This window comes from Erythrobacter sp. JB1-4, from assembly GCF_057365025.1.
Genome location: NZ_CP200292.1, coordinates 109,605 through 130,859, shown reverse-complemented (window position 1 = coordinate 130,859; position 21,255 = coordinate 109,605). Strand labels below are relative to the sequence as shown.

Annotated in this window: 30 protein-coding genes; 29 read left to right on the top strand and 1 reads right to left on the bottom strand. The window is 54.9% G+C overall.

The features are described from left to right. Window positions 1-14 precede the first annotated feature (14 nt). The 26 genes from AC0V61_RS00660 to AC0V61_RS00535 all read left to right on the top strand — a co-directional run bounded on the left by AC0V61_RS00660 (window position 15) and on the right by AC0V61_RS00535 (window position 16,897). Window positions 15-1,640, top strand: coding sequence for an RNA-directed DNA polymerase (locus AC0V61_RS00660; RefSeq protein ID WP_486155324.1), 1,626 nt, complete (start codon window positions 15-17; stop codon window positions 1,638-1,640). Window positions 1,641-1,949: 309 nt separating this feature from the next. Continuing rightward, complete coding sequence (gene rpsL, locus AC0V61_RS00655; RefSeq protein ID WP_034954477.1) at window positions 1,950-2,321, top strand: 30S ribosomal protein S12; 372 nt, start codon at window positions 1,950-1,952, stop codon at window positions 2,319-2,321. Between the two features lie 122 nt (window positions 2,322-2,443). Continuing rightward, complete coding sequence (gene rpsG / locus AC0V61_RS00650; RefSeq protein WP_486155323.1) at window positions 2,444-2,914, top strand: 30S ribosomal protein S7; 471 nt, start codon at window positions 2,444-2,446, stop codon at window positions 2,912-2,914. Between the two features lie 108 nt (window positions 2,915-3,022). Further along, window positions 3,023-5,155, top strand: coding sequence for an elongation factor G (fusA, locus tag AC0V61_RS00645; RefSeq protein ID WP_486155322.1), 2,133 nt, complete (start codon window positions 3,023-3,025; stop codon window positions 5,153-5,155). A gap of 94 nt (window positions 5,156-5,249) precedes the next feature. After that, complete coding sequence (gene tuf, locus AC0V61_RS00640; RefSeq protein WP_486155321.1) at window positions 5,250-6,425, top strand: elongation factor Tu; 1,176 nt, start codon at window positions 5,250-5,252, stop codon at window positions 6,423-6,425. Between the two features lie 342 nt (window positions 6,426-6,767). Then, window positions 6,768-7,079, top strand: a complete 312-nt coding sequence (rpsJ, locus tag AC0V61_RS00635) for a 30S ribosomal protein S10 (RefSeq protein ID WP_006831877.1) — start codon at window positions 6,768-6,770, stop codon at window positions 7,077-7,079. Between the two features lie 272 nt (window positions 7,080-7,351). After that, window positions 7,352-8,122 (top strand): 50S ribosomal protein L3, encoded by a 771-nt coding sequence (rplC, locus tag AC0V61_RS00630; protein ID WP_486155319.1) that lies wholly within the window; start codon window positions 7,352-7,354, stop codon window positions 8,120-8,122. A 3-nt stretch (window positions 8,123-8,125) separates the two neighbouring features. Continuing rightward, window positions 8,126-8,749, top strand: a complete 624-nt coding sequence (rplD, locus tag AC0V61_RS00625; RefSeq protein ID WP_486155318.1) for a 50S ribosomal protein L4 — start codon at window positions 8,126-8,128, stop codon at window positions 8,747-8,749. Continuing rightward, a complete protein-coding gene (locus AC0V61_RS00620; RefSeq protein WP_486155317.1) occupies window positions 8,742-9,053 on the top strand; it encodes a 50S ribosomal protein L23 in 312 nt (103 codons plus the stop codon). Before rplD ends, AC0V61_RS00620 begins: the two co-directional genes overlap by 8 nt. Then, on the top strand, window positions 9,053-9,889 hold the full coding sequence (rplB, locus tag AC0V61_RS00615; RefSeq protein ID WP_486155316.1) for a 50S ribosomal protein L2: 837 nt from the start codon (window positions 9,053-9,055) through the stop codon (window positions 9,887-9,889). The genes AC0V61_RS00620 and rplB overlap by 1 nt, the downstream gene beginning before the upstream one ends. A gap of 6 nt (window positions 9,890-9,895) precedes the next feature. Beyond that, window positions 9,896-10,171 carry a 30S ribosomal protein S19 gene (rpsS, locus tag AC0V61_RS00610; protein WP_486155315.1) on the top strand — a complete coding sequence of 92 codons (276 nt, stop codon included), beginning with the start codon at window positions 9,896-9,898 and terminating at the stop codon, window positions 10,169-10,171. After that, window positions 10,171-10,548, top strand: a complete 378-nt coding sequence (gene rplV, locus AC0V61_RS00605; protein ID WP_486155314.1) for a 50S ribosomal protein L22 — start codon at window positions 10,171-10,173, stop codon at window positions 10,546-10,548. Before rpsS ends, rplV begins: the two co-directional genes overlap by 1 nt. A 3-nt stretch (window positions 10,549-10,551) precedes the next feature. After that, on the top strand, window positions 10,552-11,247 hold the full coding sequence (rpsC, locus tag AC0V61_RS00600; RefSeq protein WP_486155313.1) for a 30S ribosomal protein S3: 696 nt from the start codon (window positions 10,552-10,554) through the stop codon (window positions 11,245-11,247). 12 nt (window positions 11,248-11,259) lie between these two features. Continuing rightward, a complete protein-coding gene (gene rplP / locus AC0V61_RS00595) occupies window positions 11,260-11,694 on the top strand; it encodes a 50S ribosomal protein L16 (protein WP_486155312.1) in 435 nt (144 codons plus the stop codon). A 2-nt stretch (window positions 11,695-11,696) separates the two neighbouring features. After that, the gene (gene rpmC / locus AC0V61_RS00590) at window positions 11,697-11,903 is read left to right on the top strand and encodes a 50S ribosomal protein L29 (protein WP_486155311.1); all 207 of its coding nucleotides are present in this window, start codon (window positions 11,697-11,699) and stop codon (window positions 11,901-11,903) included. Window positions 11,904-11,912: 9 nt separating this feature from the next. Continuing rightward, window positions 11,913-12,203, top strand: coding sequence for a 30S ribosomal protein S17 (gene rpsQ / locus AC0V61_RS00585; protein ID WP_486155310.1), 291 nt, complete (start codon window positions 11,913-11,915; stop codon window positions 12,201-12,203). A 69-nt stretch (window positions 12,204-12,272) separates the two neighbouring features. Next, entirely contained in the window at window positions 12,273-12,641 is a 369-nt protein-coding gene (rplN, locus tag AC0V61_RS00580; RefSeq protein WP_486155309.1) for a 50S ribosomal protein L14, read from the top strand. A 1-nt stretch (window position 12,642) separates the two neighbouring features. After that, a complete protein-coding gene (gene rplX / locus AC0V61_RS00575; RefSeq protein ID WP_486155308.1) occupies window positions 12,643-12,963 on the top strand; it encodes a 50S ribosomal protein L24 in 321 nt (106 codons plus the stop codon). Then, a complete protein-coding gene (gene rplE / locus AC0V61_RS00570; protein WP_486155307.1) occupies window positions 12,956-13,534 on the top strand; it encodes a 50S ribosomal protein L5 in 579 nt (192 codons plus the stop codon). The genes rplX and rplE overlap by 8 nt, the downstream gene beginning before the upstream one ends. Before the next feature lie 47 nt (window positions 13,535-13,581). Further along, window positions 13,582-13,887, top strand: coding sequence for a 30S ribosomal protein S14 (gene rpsN, locus AC0V61_RS00565; protein ID WP_486155306.1), 306 nt, complete (start codon window positions 13,582-13,584; stop codon window positions 13,885-13,887). 11 nt (window positions 13,888-13,898) lie between these two features. After that, the gene (rpsH, locus tag AC0V61_RS00560; RefSeq protein WP_486155305.1) at window positions 13,899-14,294 is read left to right on the top strand and encodes a 30S ribosomal protein S8; all 396 of its coding nucleotides are present in this window, start codon (window positions 13,899-13,901) and stop codon (window positions 14,292-14,294) included. Further along, a complete protein-coding gene (rplF, locus tag AC0V61_RS00555) occupies window positions 14,294-14,827 on the top strand; it encodes a 50S ribosomal protein L6 (RefSeq protein WP_486155304.1) in 534 nt (177 codons plus the stop codon). Before rpsH ends, rplF begins: the two co-directional genes overlap by 1 nt. 1 nt (window position 14,828) lies before the next feature. Then, window positions 14,829-15,173 carry a 50S ribosomal protein L18 gene (rplR, locus tag AC0V61_RS00550; RefSeq protein ID WP_486155303.1) on the top strand — a complete coding sequence of 115 codons (345 nt, stop codon included), beginning with the start codon at window positions 14,829-14,831 and terminating at the stop codon, window positions 15,171-15,173. After that, window positions 15,173-15,982, top strand: coding sequence for a 30S ribosomal protein S5 (gene rpsE, locus AC0V61_RS00545; protein ID WP_486155302.1), 810 nt, complete (start codon window positions 15,173-15,175; stop codon window positions 15,980-15,982). Before rplR ends, rpsE begins: the two co-directional genes overlap by 1 nt. A 6-nt stretch (window positions 15,983-15,988) precedes the next feature. Beyond that, window positions 15,989-16,165 carry a 50S ribosomal protein L30 gene (gene rpmD, locus AC0V61_RS00540; RefSeq protein WP_298304244.1) on the top strand — a complete coding sequence of 59 codons (177 nt, stop codon included), beginning with the start codon at window positions 15,989-15,991 and terminating at the stop codon, window positions 16,163-16,165. 363 nt (window positions 16,166-16,528) lie between these two features. Beyond that, window positions 16,529-16,897: a hypothetical protein gene (locus tag AC0V61_RS00535; protein WP_486155300.1), complete on the top strand. Its 369-nt coding sequence runs from the start codon at window positions 16,529-16,531 to the stop codon at window positions 16,895-16,897. Window positions 16,898-16,927: 30 nt separating this feature from the next. Here AC0V61_RS00535 and AC0V61_RS00530 read toward each other — a convergent pair whose 3' ends face one another. Further along, on the bottom strand, window positions 16,928-17,662 hold the full coding sequence (locus AC0V61_RS00530; protein ID WP_486155299.1) for a hypothetical protein: 735 nt from the start codon (window positions 17,660-17,662) through the stop codon (window positions 16,928-16,930). Between the two features lie 743 nt (window positions 17,663-18,405). On the opposite strand from AC0V61_RS00530, the gene rplO reads away from it, so the two are divergent. From rplO to AC0V61_RS00515, 3 genes are all read left to right on the top strand, one after another. Then, window positions 18,406-18,891: a 50S ribosomal protein L15 gene (gene rplO / locus AC0V61_RS00525; RefSeq protein WP_486155298.1), complete on the top strand. Its 486-nt coding sequence runs from the start codon at window positions 18,406-18,408 to the stop codon at window positions 18,889-18,891. Window positions 18,892-19,051: 160 nt separating this feature from the next. Beyond that, window positions 19,052-20,416 carry a preprotein translocase subunit SecY gene (secY, locus tag AC0V61_RS00520; RefSeq protein WP_486155297.1) on the top strand — a complete coding sequence of 455 codons (1,365 nt, stop codon included), beginning with the start codon at window positions 19,052-19,054 and terminating at the stop codon, window positions 20,414-20,416. 90 nt (window positions 20,417-20,506) lie between these two features. Next, complete coding sequence (locus AC0V61_RS00515; RefSeq protein ID WP_486155296.1) at window positions 20,507-21,154, top strand: adenylate kinase; 648 nt, start codon at window positions 20,507-20,509, stop codon at window positions 21,152-21,154. The last annotated feature ends 101 nt before the right edge of the window (window positions 21,155-21,255 follow it).

Genomic DNA, 21,255 nt, shown 5'->3' with positions numbered 1-21,255 from the left:
CTGAAGGGGTAACAATGACCGAAACAAGTCGTCTTATTCGTTTGTTGGACAGGGGCTTTTACGCGACGGAGCTTCCACCTCCTTTTCAAACGTCGAATTTTTCTAAGGTCCGAACTACGTTTAGCCCAGGAAATGGTTATGCAGGAGAAACTATATTTTTCGACGGTGCCACATTTCGTGGGACACTTAGGAAGTTTGGGGTCATTAACCCCGTAAATTACTTCTTATTGAGTAGGCATATTGCGCAGAACTGGTCAGACATCGTCGCGACCAATCGGCTTAGTTCTTCGTCTGGTGCGCGTCCAAAGTTTCCGAAGCGGTCGGCAGATGGGCGGGCAATTGAGGCTGTAAGTCTAAGCTCAAAACGCACCGCGCAACGTCACTTGGCAAGCGCCTATCCCGTTATTCTCTCCCTCGATATCAATCGATTCTACGGTTCGATATACACACACGCAATTCCTTGGGCGGTTCTCGGCAAGAAAGAGGCAAAGCGACGGTTTAGCAATAACACGCTTGGCAATCACTGGAGCGCGCATCTCGATAGGTTCGCTCGTAATTGCAATCAACGTCAAACGATCGGTTTGCCTATTGGACCAGACACATCACGCATAATCTCCGAGTTAATCCTTTCACGCCTCGATGCAGAACTATGTTCAGCCAGCTCAGGCCTGTCTTCCAATCAGATTTTTCACAACATCGACGACTATCAGTTTGGAGTCATGGATCTCGGTGAGGCTGAGGAGGCTCAATCCCGTTTCGTTCGGGTTCTTACGCGTTACGAGCTACAATTGAATGATTTTAAAACCCAGATTAGCGAGGGATTGGAGTTTGCGCCCGCGTATTTCCAAAGGGACTTCGACATAGTCAGAAATCAACGCGGCAAATCCTTCGTCGAGCATTTCTTCGAGATACTCTATAAACAAGTCAGCGCGCGAAGCGACGCCAACGTCTTAGGCTATGCTCTCAAACGCTTCGCTAAAGCGCTGGCAAAGAATGCTGAACAAGACCTTGTTCGCGAGTATCTGCAGAGGCTCTTGTTGGCTGCGCCGCATCAAGCGCGTTGGGTGTTTCCACTTCTCTTGGGTATCTGGCGCCGTAAGCCGGTAAGCTCTGATGTGAGACGGATACTATCTTGGGGCATTAAGACGACAGCTCGTCGTAATGACGTGGGTAGTTTGTTGTGGTTTCTCTACGCAGCGATTTTCCTGAACGTAAAGGTTGGGAAACAGGTCTGCTCGGCTGCCTACGTGATCTCCAATGAGCTAGTCGATCTCATGCTTATGCATGGACGAAGCAAAGGCCTATTCTCTCTCGAGATTCAGTCGATGCGTAGACGCTATCGGCGTTTACCTTTGGCAACCGCTGCGTGGCTCCCAATCTATGAGGTTGAACGAAAGGGGTGGGACAGCGACTCCGCCTTCCAGAAGATTGGCACTTCCCGTGACCCTGGTGGGCTCTACCAAGAGCTTTCAAACAGCGATGTCGAGTTTTACCGAACAGATCCGAAGTTCTTTAAAGTGTCAGCGTTTGACGGTTGGCAGCTCAAGAATAGCGACTTTAGACCGCGAACCGGTATCATGACCCTCGAAGATTTGATGGGATCGTACGACCCGGGCATCCCGCCCGAAAATTACGAGTGAGTTCTCAACCCTTGACCCCACCAAAGAAACCCCCTAAGCGCCCTCCCATCTGAGGGCAGGGCTCGCTTTGGCGCTCCCCTAACTCACAATTGAGCTGAACATTGGCGGCTCCATTCATCTCCATGGTAAATGGGTCGGCAAAGTAATCCGGTGCTTTGACTGTGCTGGGTGGAGCGTTTCAGGCTCGTGCAAGCCGGTCCTTGGCTGAAGGGTTCATCCTTCGACAAGCCCAGGACGAACGGTTTTCGCACGATACTGCTTCTCTTCATCTCCGGTGCCTTTGAACGCCAAACAGGTGAAGAGTAACTTATGCCAACTATCAACCAGCTGGTCCGCAAGGGCCGCACTCCGCAGAAGGCCAAGTCTAAGGTCCCTGCTATGGAGCAGAACCCGCAAAAGCGCGGCGTTTGCACACGCGTCTATACGACGACCCCGAAGAAACCGAACTCCGCTTTGCGTAAAGTGGCCAAGGTTCGCCTCACCAACAGCCGTGAGGTCATCTCTTATATTCCGGGCGAAGGTCACAACCTGCAAGAGCACTCCGTTGTGCTTATCCGCGGTGGCCGTGTGCGCGACCTTCCCGGCGTTCGCTACCACGTCCTTCGCGGCGTGCTCGATACGCAAGGGGTCAAGGACCGCAAGCAATCCCGCTCGAAGTACGGCGCGAAACGCCCGAAATAAGTTTGACGCGGCGGCGGGCCTCTCCCGCGCCCTTCCATCACCACGGTAAAATTCCGGGTGGAAGGGCGGAAACGGATTAGGGTGGAGAGGGCCGGTGCCGCACTCCGAAGGAGTTTAAATGTATGTCACGTCGTCGTAGGCCCGAAAAGCGGGTTATCCTTCCCGATCCCAAGTTTGGTGATCAGGTTCTCTCAAAGTTCATGAACAACCTTATGCTCGACGGTAAGAAAGCCGTTGCAGAAGGTATCGTGTACACAGCCCTTGATGCGGTTGAGGCGAAAGCCAAAGCGGATCCTGTGCAGCTGTTCCATGACGCTTTGAACAACGTAAAGCCGCAGGTTGAGGTTCGCTCACGCCGTGTTGGTGGTGCTACATATCAGGTGCCGGTTGAGGTTCGCGATGAGCGGGCTCAGGCGCTGGCTATTCGCTGGCTGATCGGTGCGGCGCGTTCGCGTCCAGAGACCACCATGAGCGCTCGTTTGTCGGGTGAGCTGATGGATGCAGCCAACAACCGCGGGAACGCTGTGAAGAAGCGTGAAGATACGCACCGCATGGCGGATGCTAACCGCGCCTTCTCGCACTACCGTTGGTAAGGTGATTGTGGAAACCGCGAGGCGAACGTCTTGGGGTTGTCACATTCGTAACTATATGGGGCGCTGACCGCTTATCCGGCGGCCCCCTCGTTTTTTAAGGAATTGCACATGGCCCGCGAATATCCGCTGGAGCGCTATCGCAATATCGGCATCATGGCGCACATTGATGCTGGTAAGACTACGACTACCGAGCGTATTTTGTACTACACTGGTAAGTCCTACAAAATCGGCGAAGTCCACGATGGCGGCGCGACGATGGACTGGATGGAACAAGAGCAGGAGCGCGGGATTACGATCACGTCTGCTGCAACGACCTGTTTCTGGAACCCTGAAGATCCCACGATGGACGTGATGGGTGATCCAGCTGAACTGCGCGCAAACACGCCAAAGCACCGCATCAACATCATCGACACTCCGGGCCACGTTGACTTCACCATTGAAGTTGAGCGGAGCCTTCGCGTGCTCGACGGCGCGGTAGCCTGCTTTGACGGTGTTGCTGGTGTTGAACCACAATCCGAAACAGTTTGGCGCCAAGCGGACAAGTACTCCGTGCCTCGGATGTGCTTCATCAATAAATTGGACCGCACCGGCGCTGACTTCAAATATTGCGTTCAGTCGATCATCGATCGTCTGGGTGCGACGCCTGCTGTGCTGTATCTCCCGATCGGCATTGAGAGCTCGCTCATTGGTCTGGTTGACCTTGTCAACAACCGCGCGATCACTTGGACCAACGAAGACTTGGGTGCTTCGTATGAGTTTGGCCCGATCCCTGACGATATGGCTGACGAAGCGGCTGAGTATCGTGAGAAGCTGATCGAGCTTGCTGTTGAGCAAGACGATGACGCGATGGAAGCGTATCTCGAAGGCAATGAGCCATCTGCGCAGGAACTCAAAGCGCTCATCCGTAAGGGTACGCTTGAGCAAGCGTTTGTGCCTGTTCTGTGTGGTTCGGCGTTTAAGAACAAAGGCGTTCAGCCTCTGCTCGACGCTGTCATCGATTACATGCCTTCGCCTCTCGACGTGGATGCCATTAAAGGTGTTCTGCCTGATAGTGACGAAGAAGAGACACGTCCATCATCAGATGACGAACCGTTCTCCGCACTTGCTTTTAAGATCATGAACGACCCATTCGTGGGCTCGCTCACCTTCACGCGCATCTATTCCGGGCACCTCACCAAGGGTTCGGTTCTGAACTCGGTGAAGGCCAAGAAAGAGAAAATCGGCCGCATGCTGCTTATGCACTCCAATGACCGTGAGGACATTGATGAGGCGTTTGCTGGCGATATCGTGGCGATTGCAGGTCTCAAAGAAACCACCACTGGTGATACGCTTTGTGATGCATCCAAGCCGATCATTCTTGAGCGTATGGAATTCCCCGATCCCGTGATCGAGCTTTCCGTTGAGCCTAAGACCAAGGCTGACCAAGAGAAGATGGGTGTTGCCCTCAACCGCCTTGCGGCTGAAGACCCCAGCTTCCGCGTCACCACCGACCACGAAAGCGGTCAGACGATCATCAAGGGCATGGGCGAGCTTCACCTCGACATTCTCGTTGATCGTATGAAGCGCGAGTTCAAGGTGGAAGCGAACGTTGGTGCGCCGCAGGTGGCTTACCGTGAATCGCTCGGCCGTGAGATCGAAGTCGACTACACCCACAAGAAGCAATCTGGTGGTACCGGTCAGTTCGCGCGTGCTAAAGCCAAGTTCATCCCTGGTGAGCGTGGTCAGGGCATCGTGTTCGAAGACTCCATCAAAGGCGGTAACATTCCGAAGGAATACATCCCGTCGCTTGAAAAAGGTATCCGTGAGCAAGCCGACAGCGGCTATCTCATCGGCTTCCCGATCATCGACTTCACGATCCACGTATTTGACGGCGCGTATCACGATGTCGACTCGTCCACCGTGGCGTTCGAAATCTGCGGTAAAGGCGCAATGCGCGAAGCTGCAGAACGTGGCGGCATCAAGCTGCTTGAGCCAGTGATGAAGGTTGAAGTTGTCACTCCTGAGGACTACCTCGGCGATGTGATCGGCGATATGAACTCTCGTCGTGGTCAAATCCAAGGCACAGACAGCCGCGGTAACGCACAAGCTGTCGAAGCATTCGTGCCGCTGGCAAACATGTTCGGCTACGTGAACGAGCTGCGTTCCTTCACCCAAGGGCGCGCGCAATACACCATGCAGTTCAGCCACTACGAAGAAGTGCCACAAGCTGTGGCGCAAGAGGTCAAGGAGAAGCTTGCTTAAGCGAGCAACACAATCTATGGGCGGCGCCACGTTGATGCGGGCGCCGTTTTCTCCCCGCTAACAATGAAATTTAGACAAGAAGGTTTTTAGAGAAATGGCGAAGGAAAAGTTTGAGCGTAATAAGCCGCACGTAAACGTCGGCACCATCGGTCACGTTGACCACGGCAAAACCACTCTGACCGCGGCAATCACCAAGGTTCAGGGTTCTGCTGTTGACTTCGGTAACATCGATAAAGCTCCAGAAGAGCGTGAGCGCGGCATCACCATCTCAACGGCGCACGTTGAGTATGAAACTGACGCACGTCACTACGCACACGTCGATTGCCCAGGCCACGCTGACTATGTGAAAAACATGATCACTGGTGCAGCGCAAATGGACGGCGCGATCCTCGTTGTGAACGCAGCTGACGGTCCTATGCCACAAACTCGTGAGCACATCCTGCTTGCGCGTCAGGTTGGCGTTCCACAGCTCGTTGTTTACATGAACAAAGTTGACCAGGTTGACGACGAAGAAATCCTCGAGCTGGTTGAACTCGAAGTTCGCGAACTGCTGAGCGAGTACGGCTTTGACGGCGACGAGATTCCAATCGTTAAGGGTTCAGCTTTGGCTGCTCTTGAAGGTCGTGATCCTGAAATCGGCGAAAACTCGATCAAGGAACTGATGGAAGCTGTAGACACCTACATTCCGCAGCCTGACCGTCCGGTCGACAAAGACTTCCTCATGCCAATCGAGGACGTGTTCTCGATCTCTGGTCGTGGTACGGTTGTGACCGGCCGCGTTGAGACCGGCGTTGTGAACGTTGGCGACGAAGTTGAAATCGTTGGTATCAAAGACACTGCGAAAACGACCGTTACCGGCGTTGAAATGTTCCGTAAGCTTCTCGACAGCGGTGAAGCTGGCGATAACATCGGTGCTCTGGTTCGCGGCGTTGCACGTGACGAAATTGAGCGTGGTCAGGTTCTTTGTAAGCCTGGTTCGGTTAGCCCGCACACAGAATTCTCGGCAGAAGTTTACGTTCTTTCAAAGGACGAGGGTGGCCGTCACACGCCATTCTTCGCAAACTACCGTCCGCAGTTCTACTTCCGTACGACTGACGTAACCGGTGAAGTGATCCTCCCAGAGGGCACGGAAATGGTTATGCCTGGCGACAACGTGACCATCAACGTCAAGCTGATCGCACCGATCGCTATGGACGAAGGTCTGCGCTTCGCTATCCGTGAAGGCGGCCGTACCGTTGGTTCAGGCGTTGTGGCGAAAATCACCGCCTAATTCGGCTTCGTTCCTCGGAACGATTACGAGATAATGAGGCCCGGCTCACGAAAGTGCGCCGGGCCTCTTATTATGTAAGGACCATTCCATCAGCGAATGCCGTTGGTGTGGCCCAGTTGATGCGTGTTTTGTGACAGATATGCTTTGGCGGTCTTTTGGGGTTGCCAGAATCCAACGTCCCCGATATACGCGCGCCAACTCGTCAGCGATTCCGTTGCTGATGTAACGAATTTCATGGGACCACCCCTGGCCGGACAATCCGGATAAGGGCGGTCTTTTTATTTTTGGGAGCGGGTTTCCCCCGAGACACGTTCCTTGGCTCTTTCGCATTGGTAGTAGGTAATGGAAGCACAGAATATCCGTATTCGCCTTAAGGCGTTCGACCACCGCGTTCTCGATCAGGCAACTGGCGAAATCGCAGATACAGCTCGTCGTACGGGTGCTCTTATTCGTGGCCCCATTCCCATGCCAACGCGCATTGAAAAATTCACTGTGAACCGCGGTCCGCACATCGACAAAAAGTCGCGTGAGCAGTTCGAAGTTCGCACATACAAACGTTTGCTGGACATTGTGCAGCCAAACGCCCAGACGGTCGACGCGCTTATGAAGCTCGATCTTGCTGCTGGCGTGAACGTTGAGATTAAGCTCGCTTAACACGTGAGCGTCACCCCGGCGAAGGCCGGGGTCCAGAGTGGCATCGTCCCACTTTGGGTTCTGGATCCCGGCCTTCGCCGGGATGACGAGTTAGAGAGCTAGGCTCTCGGACAATTGGATACCGCCGGAAATTCCGGGCTGAGTCCTCCGTCTCGCTCAAAAGGTCATTTGACCTGGAGAGCATCAGCCCAGACGGGGCTCAGGTAAAAAATTTGGGTTGGCACGCACCTTTGGGATGGTCTCAAGGGTGCCTCTGTAAGGAGTACACGACGATGCGCACTGGCGTGATCGCGAAAAAGGTTGGGATGACCCGCCTCTTCCAGGAGGATGGACAGCACGTGCCCGTGACTGTTCTTTCGCTGGAAGACTGCCAGGTCGTTTCCCACCGCACACAAGATACGGACGGCTACTTCGCTGTTCAGCTTGGTGCAGGCGAAGCAAAACAAAAGAACGTAAACAAGCCGCAGCGCGAGCATTTCGCGAAAGCCGGCGTTGGTCTCAAAGCCCGCATGGCTGAGTTCCGCGTGGAAGGCGAAGACGGTCTCGTACCTGTCGGCGCTCTCATCAGCGCAGAGCACTTTGTGGATGGCCAAAAAGTCGACATCACCGGGCATACCCAAGGTAAGGGTTTTGCTGGGGCTATGAAGCGCTGGGGTTTCGGCGGTCTTCGTGCAACCCACGGTGTTTCGATCTCTCACCGTTCACACGGTTCGACGGGTAACCGTCAGGATCCGGGTCGCGTCTTTAAAGGCAAGAAGATGGCTGGTCACATGGGTGACCGTCAGCGCACGCAGCAGAACCTCGAAGTGGTTCGCACGGACGCTGATCGCGGTCTTCTCTTCATCAAGGGCTCTGTCCCTGGTTCGAAGAATGGCTGGCTCCTCGTTCGCGACGCCGTGAAGCTTAAGCATTCTGACGATCTCCCGTTCCCGGGTGCTGTCGTCGAAGCTGCTGCTCCAGTCGTTGAAGAAGCCGCACCTGCTCCAGAAGCTGAAGCGCCTGCCGCTGACGCTCCTGCAGCTGACGAAAATAAGGAGGGCTAAACCATGAAGGTGAAGGTCCAAAAACTCGACGGCAAGGCGTCCGGCGATATTGAGCTCAACGATGCCGTTTTCGGTGTTGAGCCACGCGCTGACATCCTGCACCGTGTTGTCACATGGCAGCTTGAAAATCGCCGCGGCACCGCACGTCCAACGCGTGAGCGTTCTGACGTTGCTCGCACGGGCAAGAAGTTCGGCAACCAAAAGGGTGGTGGTACCGCCCGTCACGGTGACCGCAAAGCTCCGATCTTTATCGGTGGTGGTAAGGCCCACGGAGCGCGCAAGCGTGACTTTAACCAGTCGCTGAACAAGAAAGTTCGTGCGCTCGGCTTGAAGATGGCTCTTTCGACCAAAGCGAAAGACGGTCTGGTTGTTGTTGACAGCCTCGCTCTTAAAGATGCCAAGACACAGGCTCTTAAAGGTCACCTCGACAAGCACGGCTTTGCTGGCAAAGTCCTTGTGATCGACGGTGAAGCTGTGGACGCTGGTTTTGCCCGCGCTGCAAACAACCTCATCGGTATCAATGTGATGCCGGCTGCTGGTGCGAACGTCTACGACATTCTCAACCACGACACGCTCGTCCTTACCAAGGATGCGGTCGCTAAGCTGGAGGCGCGCTTCAATGGCTAAAAAAGATGCGATCGACGCGCGGCACTATGACGTGATCGTTGCCCCTCACATCACTGAGAAGTCTACTATGGCTTCTGAGGCTAACGCCGTGGTGTTCAAAGTGGCAAACGACGCGACCAAGCCGCAGATCAAGGAAGCGGTGGAAGCCATCTATTCGACGAAAGTCGTCTCGGTGAACACCATCCTTATTAAAGGCAAAACCAAGCGCTGGCGGGGCAAGCCCTACAAGCGTTCCGATTTCAAGAAAGCAGTGGTGCGTCTCGCCGAAGGCGAAATGATCGATATCACTGAGCAGGTCGGCTAATGGCACTTAAGAATTACAACCCGACAAGCCCGGCACGCCGCGGCCTTATTCTGGTCGACAAAACTGGTCTCCACAAAGGTGGTCCGGTCAAGTCGCTCTCAGAAGGTAAGCGCAAGACCGGTGGCCGTAACAACAAAGGCCATGTGACCTCGCGCGGTATCGCTGGTGGTCACAAGCAAAAGTATCGCATCATCGACTTCAAACGTCGCAAGTGGGATATGGCTGCAACGGTTGAGCGGATTGAGTACGATCCTAACCGTACCGCTTTCATCGCGCTTTTGAAGTATGAAGACGGCGAGCTTGCCTACATCATTGCACCACAACGCCTCGCCGTTGGCGATAGCGTGATTGCCGGTGAAAAGGTCGACACGAAGCCTGGTAACGCCATGCTTCTGGGTCAGATGCCAGTGGGCACGATCTGTCACAATGTGGAAATGAAGCCAATGAAGGGCGGTCAAATTGCTCGCTCTGCTGGCGCTTATGTCCAGATTGTTGGCCGTGACCGCGGCATGGTAATCGTTCGCCTGAACTCAGGTGAGCAGCGTTACCTTCGCAGCGATTGCATGGGCACGGTTGGCGCGGTTTCTAACCCTGACAACCAGAACCAGAACTTTGGTAAAGCGGGCCGCACCCGTTGGAAGGGCCGCCGGCCACTGACACGCGGTGTTGCGAAGAACCCGGTTGATCACCCCCACGGTGGTGGTGAAGGCCGGACCTCCGGTGGTCGTCACCCAGTGACACCATGGGGCAAGCCGACCAAGGGTGCTCGCACTCGTAAGAACAAGCAGACGGACAAGATGATTATCCGTTCGCGTCACGCGAAGAAGAAGAGGTAAGACACGATGGCACGTTCCGTCTGGAAAGGTCCGTTTGTCGAGCTCAGCCTGCTTAAGAAAGCAGAAGAGGCACAGGACGCTGGAAACTCGAAGCCGATCAAAACTTGGTCGCGTCGTTCGACAATTCTCCCGCAGTTCGTTGGGCTCACATTCAACGTCTATAACGGTCACAAGTTTATCCCTGTGGCTGTTTCGGAAGAAATGGTTGGTCACAAGCTTGGTGAATTTGCGCCCACGCGCAGCTTCCCCGGTCACGCGGCTGACAAGAAGGGCAAGCGATAATGGGTAAGGCAAAGTCTCCCCGCCGCGTTGCTGACAACGAAGCGCTCGCAGTAGGCACGCAAATTCGCGGGTCTGCGCAAAAGCTCAACCTCGTTGCCGAGCTCATCCGCGGTAAGAAAGCTGAAGAGGCTCTCAACATCCTCGCGTTTTCTCGCAAAGCAATGGCGCGCGACGCCAGCAAGGTTCTCGCATCAGCGATTGCCAATGCGGAAAACAACCACGATCTCGACGTCGACGCGCTCGTCGTTGCTGAGGCATCGGTTGGCAAGTCGATTACGATGAAGCGTTTCCATACGCGCGGTCGTGGTAAATCGACGCGCATCCTGAAGCCATTCAGCAAGCTGCGCATCGTTGTTCGTGAAGCAGAAGAGGCATAAACCATGGGTCAGAAGAGTAATCCAATTGGTCTGCGTCTTCAGATCAACCGCACTTGGGATAGCCGCTGGTACGCTGAAGGGCGTGACTATGCGGGGCTCCTGAAAGAAGACATCACGATCCGTAAGTACATCTTCAAGAACCTGCCACAGGCAGCGATCTCGAAGGTTGTGATTGAGCGTCCAGCAAAGCTTTGCCGGGTTTCGATCTACGCGGCTCGTCCTGGTGTGATCATCGGTAAGAAAGGCGCAGACATCGAAAAGCTGCGCGCCAAGCTTTCTTCTATGACCGGCAGCGAAGTGAAGCTGAACATTGTTGAGATCCGCAAGCCGGAAATCGACGCTAAGCTCGTCGCTCAAGGTATCGCTGATCAGCTTATTCGCCGTGTGGCTTTCCGCCGTGCGATGAAACGCGCTGTTCAGTCGGCTCTTCGTCTGGGTGCTGAAGGCATCAAGATCGTATGTGGTGGCCGTCTGGGTGGTGCTGAAATCGCCCGCGTTGAATGGTACCGCGAAGGCCGCGTGCCGCTCCACACTCTGCGTGCAAACATTGATTACGCTGAAACCGAGGCTCTTACCGCCTACGGCATCATCGGTATCAAGGTTTGGATCTTCAAAGGCGAGATCCTCGCTCACGATCCAACCGCGCAGGATCGTCTCATGATGGAAGCTCAGACTTCCGGCGTGCGTCCTGCTCGTTGAGGTAATTGAAAAATGCTGCAACCAAAGAAAACTAAATATCGCAAGGCCTTCAAGGGCAAGATCAAGGGCGATGCAAAGGGCGGCACTACGCTGAACTTTGGCTCTTATGGTCTCAAAGCGCTTGAGCCTGAGCGTATCACTGCTCGTCAGATCGAGGCGGCTCGCCGTGCGATCACTCGTGCGATGAAACGTCAAGGTCGTCTGTGGATCCGCGTATTTCCTGATGTGCCGGTTTCTAAGAAGCCTGCCGAAGTTCGTCAGGGTAAGGGGAAAGGCTCGGTTGAATACTGGGCTGCCCGCGTGAAGCCAGGACGCATCATGTTTGAACTTGATGGCGTACCAGGCCCCGTTGCGGCGCTCGCGTTTGAGCGTGCCGCAATGAAGCTGCCGATCAAAACCAAGGTCGTTGCCCGTTTTGGCGACACCTCGCACTTGGGAGGTGAATGACCATGGCTTCCACTGAAGATCTGCGCGCTAAAACCGACGATCAGCTTTCTGCTGACCTGACCGAGCTTAAGCGCGAGCAGTATAACCTGCGTTTCCAAGCTGCCACGAACCAGCTTGAGAAGCCGTCACGCATCAAAGAAGTGCGCCGCACGATCGCTCAGATCAAAACGCTCCAAAATGAGCGTGCTGCAGCTGCTGCGAAAGCATAGGAGTAGACGATGCCAAAGCGTATTCTTACCGGTACTGTCAGCTCTGACAAAACCGACAAAACCGTGACCGTTCTGGTCGAGCGTAAGGTGAAGCACCCGTTGTACGGGAAGATCATCCGCCGCTCGAAGAAGTATCACGCGCATGACGAAACCAACGAATTCACTGTTGGTGACATCGTTCGTATTGAAGAAACCAAGCCGATCTCCAAAACCAAAACATGGGTCGTAAAGGACCGTGTTGTGGCTGGTGGAGTTCAAGCGGTTGAAGCTGATCTCGATGTCGAGGCAGCTGGTAACTAATTGACGAGGAACTGCTGAGCCCCGGTCACAGTCGGGTGTCCCAGCAAGCCAAGAGAAGGAAACGGATCCATGATCCAGATGCAATCCAATCTCGACGTCGCGGATAATAGCGGCGCAAAGCGCGTCCAGTGCATTAAAGTACTGGGCGGGTCTAAGCGCCGGTTTGCCTCCGTTGGCGACGTGATCGTGGTCTCGGTTAAAGAGGCCCAGCCGCGCACCAAGGTGAAAAAAGGCGACGTACACCGCGCCGTCATCGTGCGCACCAAGAAGGACGTTCGTCGTAAAGACGGCAGCGTCATTCGCTTCGACAGCAATTCAGCTGTCCTGGTGAACAAGTCGAACGAACCCATCGGTACACGTATCTTTGGCCCAGTCGTTCGTGAACTTCGCGGTGCAGGCTTCATGAAAATCATCTCGCTTGCTCCGGAGGTGCTCTAAGATGGGTGCTGCAAAGATCAAAAAGGGCGACGAAGTCGTCGTATTGTCGGGCAAGGACAAGGGCCGCAAGGGCACTGTCCAGCAAGTCATGCCGAAAGATGGCAAAGTCATCGTTGAAGGCGTGAACGTTGCGACCCGTCACCGCAAACCAAGCCAAACCAACCCGCAAGGTGGTATCGAGCGTTTCCCCGCTGCGATGGACATCTCAAAGGTTGCTGTGGCTGATCCTAAAGATGGCTCACCAACCCGCGTTCGTTTTGAAGAAAAAGACGGCAAGAAGGTTCGTGTGGCTGTAAAGAGTGGGGAGGTCATCGATGGCTGAGTATACTCCGCGTCTTAAGTCTAAATATGAGGACGAGATCGTCAAGGCGATGACTGAGAAGTTTGGTTATACCAACCGTCTCCAAGTCCCTCAGATTGAGAAGATCACCCTCAACATGGGTGTAGGCGAGGCAAGCCAGGATAAGAAAAAGATCCAGGTTGCTGCTGAAGAAATGGCGCTGATTGCTGGTCAAAAGCCGGTTATCACTAAGGCTAAGAAATCAATCGCTCAGTTTAAGCTGCGCGATGGCATGCCCATTGGTTGTAAGGTGAACCTTCGCCGTGCGCGCATGTACGAATTTCTCGACCGTCTCGTCACAATCGCGATGCCTCGTATTCGAGATTTTCGTGGCCTCAACCCCAAGTCGTTTGACGGCCGTGGCAACTATGCCATGGGCATCAAAGAGCAGATCATCTTCCCAGAGATCTCCTACGACAAGATCGACAAGGTCCGGGGTATGGACATTATCGTAACCACCACCGCCAAGACCGACGAAGAAGCTCGTGAGCTTTTGCGTTTGTTCGGCTTCCCCTTCCAGGGTGAGGCAGGCGAAGCGAAGGAGGCGGCTTAAGCCGTTCCTTCATGTCAGCAATTCAATAGGAAGAGAGCTTAAGTCCAATGGCGAAACTGAGTTCGATCAATAAGAACGAGAAACGTAAGAAACTCGTTGAGAAGTACGCAGCGAAGTACGCGAAGCTGAAAGCTATCGCGGACGATGAAAGCCTTGATGAAGGTGAGCGCCTGATGGCCCGCCTCAAAATGGCTGAGATTCCCCGCAACGGGAATCCGACCCGCGTGCGCAATCGCTGCGCCACCACCGGCCGCCCACGCGGCTATTACCGTAAGTTCGGCATCAACCGTATCGAGCTTCGTAACCTCGGCAACCGGGGCATGATCCCTGGTCTTACCAAGTCGAGCTGGTGAGGAGCTAACAGATGGCTATGACCGATCCACTGGGTGATATGCTCACCCGCATCCGCAACGGCCAACGGGCGAAAATGGACAGCGTCCTAAGCCCAGCGTCAAAGCTGCGTGCAAACGTTCTCGAAGTGCTTCAGCGCGAAGGCTACATCCGTGGCTATTCCGACGATGCTTCGGGTAAGCACCCACAGCTTCGCATTGAGCTGAAGTATTTCGAAGGCGAGCCAGCGATTAAGCACGTCGCTCGCGTTTCAAAGCCGGGCCGCCGCGTCTATTCGGGTTCTCAGGAACTTCCGACTGTGCGCAACGGCCTTGGTATCACCATCGTCTCGACCCCGCGCGGTGTCCTCTCGGATGCTGAAGCACGCGAAAACAAGGTCGGCGGCGAAGTTCTTGCGGAGGTCTTCTGATGAGCCGCATTGGTAAAAAAGCGGTCAGCATCCCTGCGGGTGTGACGGCAGAGATCAAGGAAGGCACGCTTAGCGTGAAGGGGCCTAAGGGCACTCTTTCGATGGGCTTGTCTGACCTGATCACATATAAGATCGCAGACGGCGAAATCGCTGTGACACCGGCTAATGACAGCAAGCAAGCGCGTTCCTTCTGGGGCATGCAGCGCACGCTGGTCTCTAACCTGGTTGAAGGCGTGACTGATGGTTTCTCCAAGACTTTGGAGATCTCCGGTGTTGGTTACCGTGCAAAGGCGCAAGGGAAAACCTTGAAGCTTGAGCTTGGCTTTAGCCACGACGTCGATCTGGTTGTTCCAGAAGGTCTCGAAGTGAAAACGCCCGATCAGACCACTGTTGAGGTTTCCGGCACCGACAAACAGGCCGTTGGCCAGTTTGCTGCTGAAATCCGCAAGTGGCGCAAGCCTGAGCCTTACAAGGGCAAGGGTATTAAGTATCGCGGCGAGTATATCTTCCGCAAGGAAGGGAAGAAGAAGTAAGATGGCAAAACTATCTCTCTTTGAACGTCGCCGTCGCCGTGTGCGGACCGCTTTGCGGGCTCGCTCAGGTGGCAAGCCACGCCTTTCGGTGCACCGCACAGGTCGCCACATCTACGCACAGGTCATCGACGATGCCGCGGGCAAAACCGTGGCAAGCGCCTCGACCCTTGGTGCGAAGGCTTCAGGCGCCAATGTCGATGCCGCTACCCAAGTGGGTAAAGACATCGCAGCGGCTGCCAAAAAGGCTGGCGTGACCACTGTCGTGTTCGATCGCGGCGGGTTCCTGTTTCATGGCCGCGTGAAAGCGCTGGCCGATGCCGCTCGTGAAGGCGGGCTGGAGTTCTAATGATGGCTGACGACAAGAAACCAGAAGAGGCAGCGACCGAAACCGCTGCAACCGAAACGCCAGCTGTAGCTGAAACGCCTTCGCAGGCGGCTGAAGATCAGTCGGCAGCGCAAGAGCCTTCTGCTCAACCAACCGAAGAGCCCAAAACGCAAGCGCCTGCTGAAGAGCAACAGCGCGGACGCGGTGGCCGTGGTCGCGGCGGTAATGACAACCGTGGCGGTGGCCGTGGTCGTGGTGGCCGTGACAATCGTCGTGGCAAGCGCGAAGAGGAAGATGACGGCATCATCGAGAAGCTCGTCCACATCAACCGTGTCTCCAAAACGGTTAAGGGTGGTAAGCGCTTCGGCTTTGCAGCTCTCGTAGTGGTTGGCGATGGTCAGGGCCGTGTCGGCTTTGGTCACGGTAAAGCGCGTGAGGTTCCTGAGGCGATCACTAAGGCAACTGCCGCTGCTCGCAAGAAGATGATCCGCGTTCCTTTGAAAGAAGGCCGCACGCTGCACCATGACGGCAATGGCCGTTTTGGTGCGGGCAAGGTCACCGTTCGCACAGCGCCTCCGGGGACTGGCATCATCGCCGGTGGTCCGATGCGTGCTGTGTTTGAGAGCCTTGGCGTTGCTGACGTTGTGACCAAGTCGGTTGGTACGTCGAACCCATACAACATGATCCGCGCAACCTTCGACGCGCTTAGCGACCAGACTTCACCCAAGTCAGTGGCTCAGCGTCGCGGCAAGAAAGTTGCCGATCTTTTGGGTCGCGGCGGTGCCAGCGAAGCTGAAGCGGCGGTCGACGCTGCGGCAGTAGTGGAGTAATTCATCATGGCTACCATTAAAATCAAACAGATCGGTTCGCCGATCCGTCGTCCAGAGAGCCAGCGTAAGATCCTTATCGGTCTTGGCCTCAACAAGATGCACAAAGTCGTGACACGTCAGGACACCCCTGAAGTGCGCGGCGCGATCGCCAAGATCCCGCATCTGGTGACTGTTGTTGACTAAGTTTTAGTCGATAGCGACATTCAAGACGGGCCCGTCATGCGATTGCCGCATGGCGGGCCCGCTTGCGTTTGGGGGGTGGTTCTCTGGCAAACCCTTGTGCGCTCCTGCGAAAGCAGGAGCCTATCATCGAAGGCTGAAGTTGGACTCCTGCTTTCGCAAGAGATCACTAGGGTGGCTCTTGAGAAGGGAGAGTGCTACGCTCCTGTCTTGCCGTTCAAACGGTACGGGACTGAAAATTTGAAGCATTCTGGGACGTTGGGGGCGGTTGCCTTTGTGGCAATGGGGATCAGCCTATCGGGCTGCGCTTCTCAGATTGAAAATGAGCCAGCAATTCTTTGCCCTGCTACGGGGTGCCGGGAGCCAATGCGGCCTCAAGGGGATTTTGATGCACTTCTGAGTGAAGTCACCAATATCGCCAAAGGACGCGGGTTTCGTACTACGCGTGCCACGACTGGCGGAGTACTTGATAGCGGGAAATCAACCGGGTTTACTTATCTGCTAGGGCCGGGCCGAAGGCAGCTGGTGGTCGCGCTTTGTGATACCCAATGCACTGATATTGATATCGGCGTTTATAAAGTGGACGGGACGGAAATTGCCAGCGACACAGCTGAAGATGCAATCCCGATCGTCGAGCTCAACCCAGACGAGGAAGTGACAACAATCATCCGTGTGAAGATGATCCGCTGCGACAGGGAGCCGTGTCAGTATGCGATTGGGGTTTTTCGGGAGTAGGGAAGATCGCTGTGTTAGCGCTTCAGATGCTCATCGCGCATCTGAAGCGCTGTCTGCTTCTTGTGCCCGTATGCTCAAAACGCTCTCAAGCTTTTCGAGATGCTTTCTCGCAATTGACGGCCATTTGTCAGCGTGGTCACCTGACTGCTCCAAGTCAGCGCGGGTCAATCCCTTGGGCTTCAGGTTTTCAGTGAAGACGACCAGAAGTTCGTGACGCTTATCTTGCGTTGGCAAATGTACCAGCCGCGCCCAGACATAATTCTTTGGGTAGCGATAGCCCTTTGATCGCAGGAAATTCTGCTCAAGGTAGAAATCGCTACCTGGCCGGCCACCCGGAAAAACAAGGTGAAGAGAATGCGGGGCCATGTCCGTAAAAAAGTCGAGCCCGCCGATGGTGGAGCGCAGTTCAGAGTCCGAATAGTCATATTGCCAATCCACGCCTTCTCTAACGCTTTCAAATTGAAAGAGTAGAGCGTTCTCAATCATGCCATCGCCCGAGGTTTTCACAAAGAAGTGCTGTTCGACATCGGCTGCCCCATACAAAGTGAATTTTTGGCCGCCTAGATAGTCATAGTCTGAACTCACACGAAAATTGGCCTGCGGATGGGCAGGGGAGCGCAGCATGCCATCAGCATACTGAACGGCGAGGTCTGCAAACTGTGGCTCGGTGGTTAATCGTCCTCTATCGGTAAAATAGGCGCACGAGGCGAGCGCAGAGCCTAGGACTGCCAGGGCCAGAAAGGTTAACAATAGCATCTTTTTCATAGATTCCCGCCCTCGTTGAGATGTATTACTGTATTGCATAGGCAATACAGTTCTCCAGGGCAATGGAGTTCAGCCTATACCGCGCACTCACTCTTTTCATCGCACGTATGCGCGGTGGGCGCTAATGGCGGAACCTGCCAAGATGCCCAGTCGCAAGGTGCGATCTTTTGAGGGCGAAAACGGACACAATAATCATCCAACTCAATTTAGAATTCGGTGATTTGCGTGAATGCTGCTTTGGCGCGAGAGCTGACGTCGAGGTTTGCGACCGACTTCGATTTTTAAACGACCGCCGCTTGCCTTTGTTGGCCCCGGCGTAAACCTGACGACGACTTCCTTTCATTTCACGATTTGACGCGACGACCGCAGGGCATGCTGCCTTGCGGCAACCTTCGGGCTGAGAGAACCTGGCGGCAGTTGGCCGAACGATGACGCAAGTCGGCACAGGACCGGGCCAAGTTTGAGCGCGAGAAAGCAGCGCAGCGCGAGGCAGGGGGTCTCGCTGTGGCTGAAGCAGCGCAAGAACGCTCTGCTGAAAGCTCCCAAACCCAGACAGATTTTACTTTCTTGCGACAGTAGCGTGTATTCGGGGCCCGTCAGCAGTGGGGCAGCGAAGATTTGTTAGGTTTCAGCTTTCCCATTTCCCCTTGCGCCCCCGCGCACTTCCCGCTAACGGCTGCGCCTTGAAAAATAGCGCGTTGCCCCATGGTGGGGCCGTTCTGAAAGCGAAAGCGAGTGCAACGATGAAACTCAACGACATCCGTGACAATGATGGTGCCCGCAAGGGTCGTATGCGTGTGGGCCGTGGTATCGGTTCTGGCAAAGGCAAAACTGCGGCTCGCGGTCAAAAGGGTCAAAAATCCCGTTCTGGTGTAGCCATCAAAGGCTTTGCCGGTGGTCAGATGCCGCTTCACATGCGTCTGCCAAAGCGCGGGTTCAACAACCCGTTTGGCAAAGACCACGCGGAAGTGAACATCGGCATGGTTCAAAAATGGATCGATGCAAAGAAAATCGACGCCAAAAAAGACATCACCGAAGAAGTTCTTCGTGAGACTGGTCTAGCCCGCGGTGGCAAAGACGGTGTGCGTCTTCTGGGCAAGGGCGAAATCAAAGCCAAAGCCAAGTTCGTCGTCACTGGCGCTACTAAAGGCGCGATTGCTGCGGTTGAGAAAGCCGGCGGCAGCGTCGAAGTGACCGCTCCTGCGAAAGCTGCAGCGGACGCTGAATAAGCCTCTTTTATCGTCCCGAAGGCTCTCTAGAGCGCTTCGGGATGATGAAAAGTGCGCCGCAGGGTTCGACAAGTCGCCCAGTGGTTCCTATCTAGGCCCTCACAGTTTGGCTTCTCCTTGGGCGTTTGCCCAAAGGCACCCATAGGATCGTATCTGAAACATGGCTTCACGCGCCGATAATATCGCCAGCAATATGAACCTGGGCAACTTTGCTCAGGCGACCGAATTGCGCCAACGCATCTGGTTCACCATTGGTGCGCTGATCGTGTTCCGTTTCTTGAGCTTTGTGCCACTGCCCGGGGTTAACCCGCTGGCGCTGGACCAGCTGGCTCAGCAGAACCAGGGGACGATCCTTGACATGTTCAACATGTTCACAGGCGGCGCCTTGGCGAATATGAGCCTGATCGCTCTGGGTGTGATGCCGTATATTACAGCCTCGATTGTGGTGCAGATGGCCTCCGCGCTTCACCCGACGCTTGCTGCTCTTAAGAAAGAGGGCGCAACGGGGCGTCAGAAGCTGAACCAGTACACGCGTTACGGCACAGTGTTCCTGTGCGCCATTCAAGGGTATTTCCTTGCAACCGGTCTTGAAAGCTATGCTGGCCAGCAGGGCATTGCCGCTGTGGTTGAGCCGGGCTACATGTTCCGCATTGGCGCGGTGATCAGCCTTGTTGGTGGCACCATGTTCCTTTTGTGGCTGGGTGAACAAATCACCTCGCGCGGGATTGGTAACGGGGTGAGCCTTATCATTATGGCGGGTATCGTCGCGCAGTTCCCCGTGTTCGCGATGAACATGTTCGAGGGCGGGCGCACCGGATCGATCCCTGCTGGAATTATCATTGCCTTTATCGTGATGGTGATTGGCCTCATCCTTCTGATCTCTTGGGTGGAACGCGCTCAGCGGCGCCTTCTCATCCAATATCCAAAGCGCGCCACACAGCGCGGGATGATGCAAGCAGACCGCTCGCACTTCCCGATGAAGATCAACACCGCTGGTGTGATCCCGCCGATCTTTGCAAGTTCGCTTTTGCTTTTGCCGCTCACGATCAGCTCATTTGCAGGCCAATCGCTTGACACCTCGACCACGACCGGCAGCGTCTTGCAATCGACGCTCCAATATCTCCAGCACGGTCAGCCGATTTATATGCTGCTGTATGCAGCTGGCATCATCTTCTTCTGCTTCTTCTACACCGCGGTTGTCTTCGACCCTGAGGAGCATGCGGAGAACTTGAAGAAAAACGGCGGCTTTATCCCGGGCATTCGTCCGGGCAAGCGCACGGCGGAATATCTTGAATATGTGCTGACCCGCATCACCGTTGTGGGCGCGGCCTACCTCACCTTTGTCTGCGTTGTTCCAGAGTATATGATCGCGCAAACTGGTATTCCGCTCTTCCTTGGCGGAACAAGCCTGCTGATTGTGGTGAACGTCACCGTCGATACGATCAGCCAAGTGCAATCGCACCTGCTTGCGCACCAATATGGCGACTTAATCAAAAAGGCTAAGTTGAAAGGCCGGATGCGTTAAGGCATCTGTGCGGAACGAACATTGAGACTTCTGCGTTGTTGGGGGAGTGCCCCCATGAGAGAGGCGCAGATTAAAAGGGGCGTTTGATCAGTGAACATCATTCTTCTTGGTCCTCCAGGGGCTGGTAAGGGTACGCAAAGTGCTGGGCTTGTTGAACGCCATGGCATGAAGCAATTGTCGACCGGCGATATGCTGCGTGCAGCGGTCAAAGCGCAGACCCCTGTTGGTCTTGAAGCGAAGGCTGTGATGGACCGGGGCGAGCTCGTTTCCGATGCAATCGTCTCGAACCTGATCGATGAAAACTTGGCTGCAATGCCTGCTGATCAAGGTGCGATCTTTGATGGCTATCCGCGCACCGCGGCGCAAGGCGAACAGCTTGATGGCCTTCTCGAAAAGCATGGGCGTAAGCTTGATTATGTGATCGAACTTGGCGTTGACATTGACGCTTTGGTTGAGCGGATCACGGGCCGGTATTCCTGCGCCAATTGTGGCACGCTTTATCACGATACCGCCAATCAACCTTCGAAAGAGGGCGTTTGCGACACTTGCGGTTCGACCGAGTTTAAGCGCCGGCCCGACGACAATGAAGAAACGGTGCGCACGCGTAACAAGGAATACGCCGAAAAGACCGCACCGATTTTGCCGGGTTATGAAGCGCGCGGTATCGTCAAGCGGGTCGACGGCATGGCGGACATCAACGCGGTTGCTGGCGATATTGACGCTATCCTTGCGGGGTAAATCGTAAGGTTCAGCCCTCAAGCGGCTTTTCAGTTTGCATCTGATCTCCTAACCGTGGGTCTATATCGGGCTGCGTGGGAGGAAAATTGCATTGCACCGTT

What these genes read in the sequence shown, in the direction of transcription:
- AC0V61_RS00660 (WP_486155324.1), top strand. Translation starts at nt 15, where the DNA reads ATGACCGAAACAAGTCGTCTTATTCGTTTGTTGGACAGGGGCTTTTAC.
- rpsL (WP_034954477.1), top strand. Translation starts at nt 1,950, where the DNA reads ATGCCAACTATCAACCAGCTGGTCCGCAAGGGCCGCACTCCGCAGAAG.
- rpsG (WP_486155323.1), top strand. Translation starts at nt 2,444, where the DNA reads ATGTCACGTCGTCGTAGGCCCGAAAAGCGGGTTATCCTTCCCGATCCC.
- fusA (WP_486155322.1), top strand. Translation starts at nt 3,023, where the DNA reads ATGGCCCGCGAATATCCGCTGGAGCGCTATCGCAATATCGGCATCATG.
- tuf (WP_486155321.1), top strand. Translation starts at nt 5,250, where the DNA reads ATGGCGAAGGAAAAGTTTGAGCGTAATAAGCCGCACGTAAACGTCGGC.
- rpsJ (WP_006831877.1), top strand. Translation starts at nt 6,768, where the DNA reads ATGGAAGCACAGAATATCCGTATTCGCCTTAAGGCGTTCGACCACCGC.
- rplC (WP_486155319.1), top strand. Translation starts at nt 7,352, where the DNA reads ATGCGCACTGGCGTGATCGCGAAAAAGGTTGGGATGACCCGCCTCTTC.
- rplD (WP_486155318.1), top strand. Translation starts at nt 8,126, where the DNA reads ATGAAGGTGAAGGTCCAAAAACTCGACGGCAAGGCGTCCGGCGATATT.
- AC0V61_RS00620 (WP_486155317.1), top strand. Translation starts at nt 8,742, where the DNA reads ATGGCTAAAAAAGATGCGATCGACGCGCGGCACTATGACGTGATCGTT.
- rplB (WP_486155316.1), top strand. Translation starts at nt 9,053, where the DNA reads ATGGCACTTAAGAATTACAACCCGACAAGCCCGGCACGCCGCGGCCTT.
- rpsS (WP_486155315.1), top strand. Translation starts at nt 9,896, where the DNA reads ATGGCACGTTCCGTCTGGAAAGGTCCGTTTGTCGAGCTCAGCCTGCTT.
- rplV (WP_486155314.1), top strand. Translation starts at nt 10,171, where the DNA reads ATGGGTAAGGCAAAGTCTCCCCGCCGCGTTGCTGACAACGAAGCGCTC.
- rpsC (WP_486155313.1), top strand. Translation starts at nt 10,552, where the DNA reads ATGGGTCAGAAGAGTAATCCAATTGGTCTGCGTCTTCAGATCAACCGC.
- rplP (WP_486155312.1), top strand. Translation starts at nt 11,260, where the DNA reads ATGCTGCAACCAAAGAAAACTAAATATCGCAAGGCCTTCAAGGGCAAG.
- rpmC (WP_486155311.1), top strand. Translation starts at nt 11,697, where the DNA reads ATGGCTTCCACTGAAGATCTGCGCGCTAAAACCGACGATCAGCTTTCT.
- rpsQ (WP_486155310.1), top strand. Translation starts at nt 11,913, where the DNA reads ATGCCAAAGCGTATTCTTACCGGTACTGTCAGCTCTGACAAAACCGAC.
- rplN (WP_486155309.1), top strand. Translation starts at nt 12,273, where the DNA reads ATGATCCAGATGCAATCCAATCTCGACGTCGCGGATAATAGCGGCGCA.
- rplX (WP_486155308.1), top strand. Translation starts at nt 12,643, where the DNA reads ATGGGTGCTGCAAAGATCAAAAAGGGCGACGAAGTCGTCGTATTGTCG.
- rplE (WP_486155307.1), top strand. Translation starts at nt 12,956, where the DNA reads ATGGCTGAGTATACTCCGCGTCTTAAGTCTAAATATGAGGACGAGATC.
- rpsN (WP_486155306.1), top strand. Translation starts at nt 13,582, where the DNA reads ATGGCGAAACTGAGTTCGATCAATAAGAACGAGAAACGTAAGAAACTC.
- rpsH (WP_486155305.1), top strand. Translation starts at nt 13,899, where the DNA reads ATGGCTATGACCGATCCACTGGGTGATATGCTCACCCGCATCCGCAAC.
- rplF (WP_486155304.1), top strand. Translation starts at nt 14,294, where the DNA reads ATGAGCCGCATTGGTAAAAAAGCGGTCAGCATCCCTGCGGGTGTGACG.
- rplR (WP_486155303.1), top strand. Translation starts at nt 14,829, where the DNA reads ATGGCAAAACTATCTCTCTTTGAACGTCGCCGTCGCCGTGTGCGGACC.
- rpsE (WP_486155302.1), top strand. Translation starts at nt 15,173, where the DNA reads ATGATGGCTGACGACAAGAAACCAGAAGAGGCAGCGACCGAAACCGCT.
- rpmD (WP_298304244.1), top strand. Translation starts at nt 15,989, where the DNA reads ATGGCTACCATTAAAATCAAACAGATCGGTTCGCCGATCCGTCGTCCA.
- AC0V61_RS00535 (WP_486155300.1), top strand. Translation starts at nt 16,529, where the DNA reads ATGCGGCCTCAAGGGGATTTTGATGCACTTCTGAGTGAAGTCACCAAT.
- AC0V61_RS00530 (WP_486155299.1), bottom strand. Translation starts at nt 17,662, where the DNA reads ATGAAAAAGATGCTATTGTTAACCTTTCTGGCCCTGGCAGTCCTAGGC.
- rplO (WP_486155298.1), top strand. Translation starts at nt 18,406, where the DNA reads ATGAAACTCAACGACATCCGTGACAATGATGGTGCCCGCAAGGGTCGT.
- secY (WP_486155297.1), top strand. Translation starts at nt 19,052, where the DNA reads ATGGCTTCACGCGCCGATAATATCGCCAGCAATATGAACCTGGGCAAC.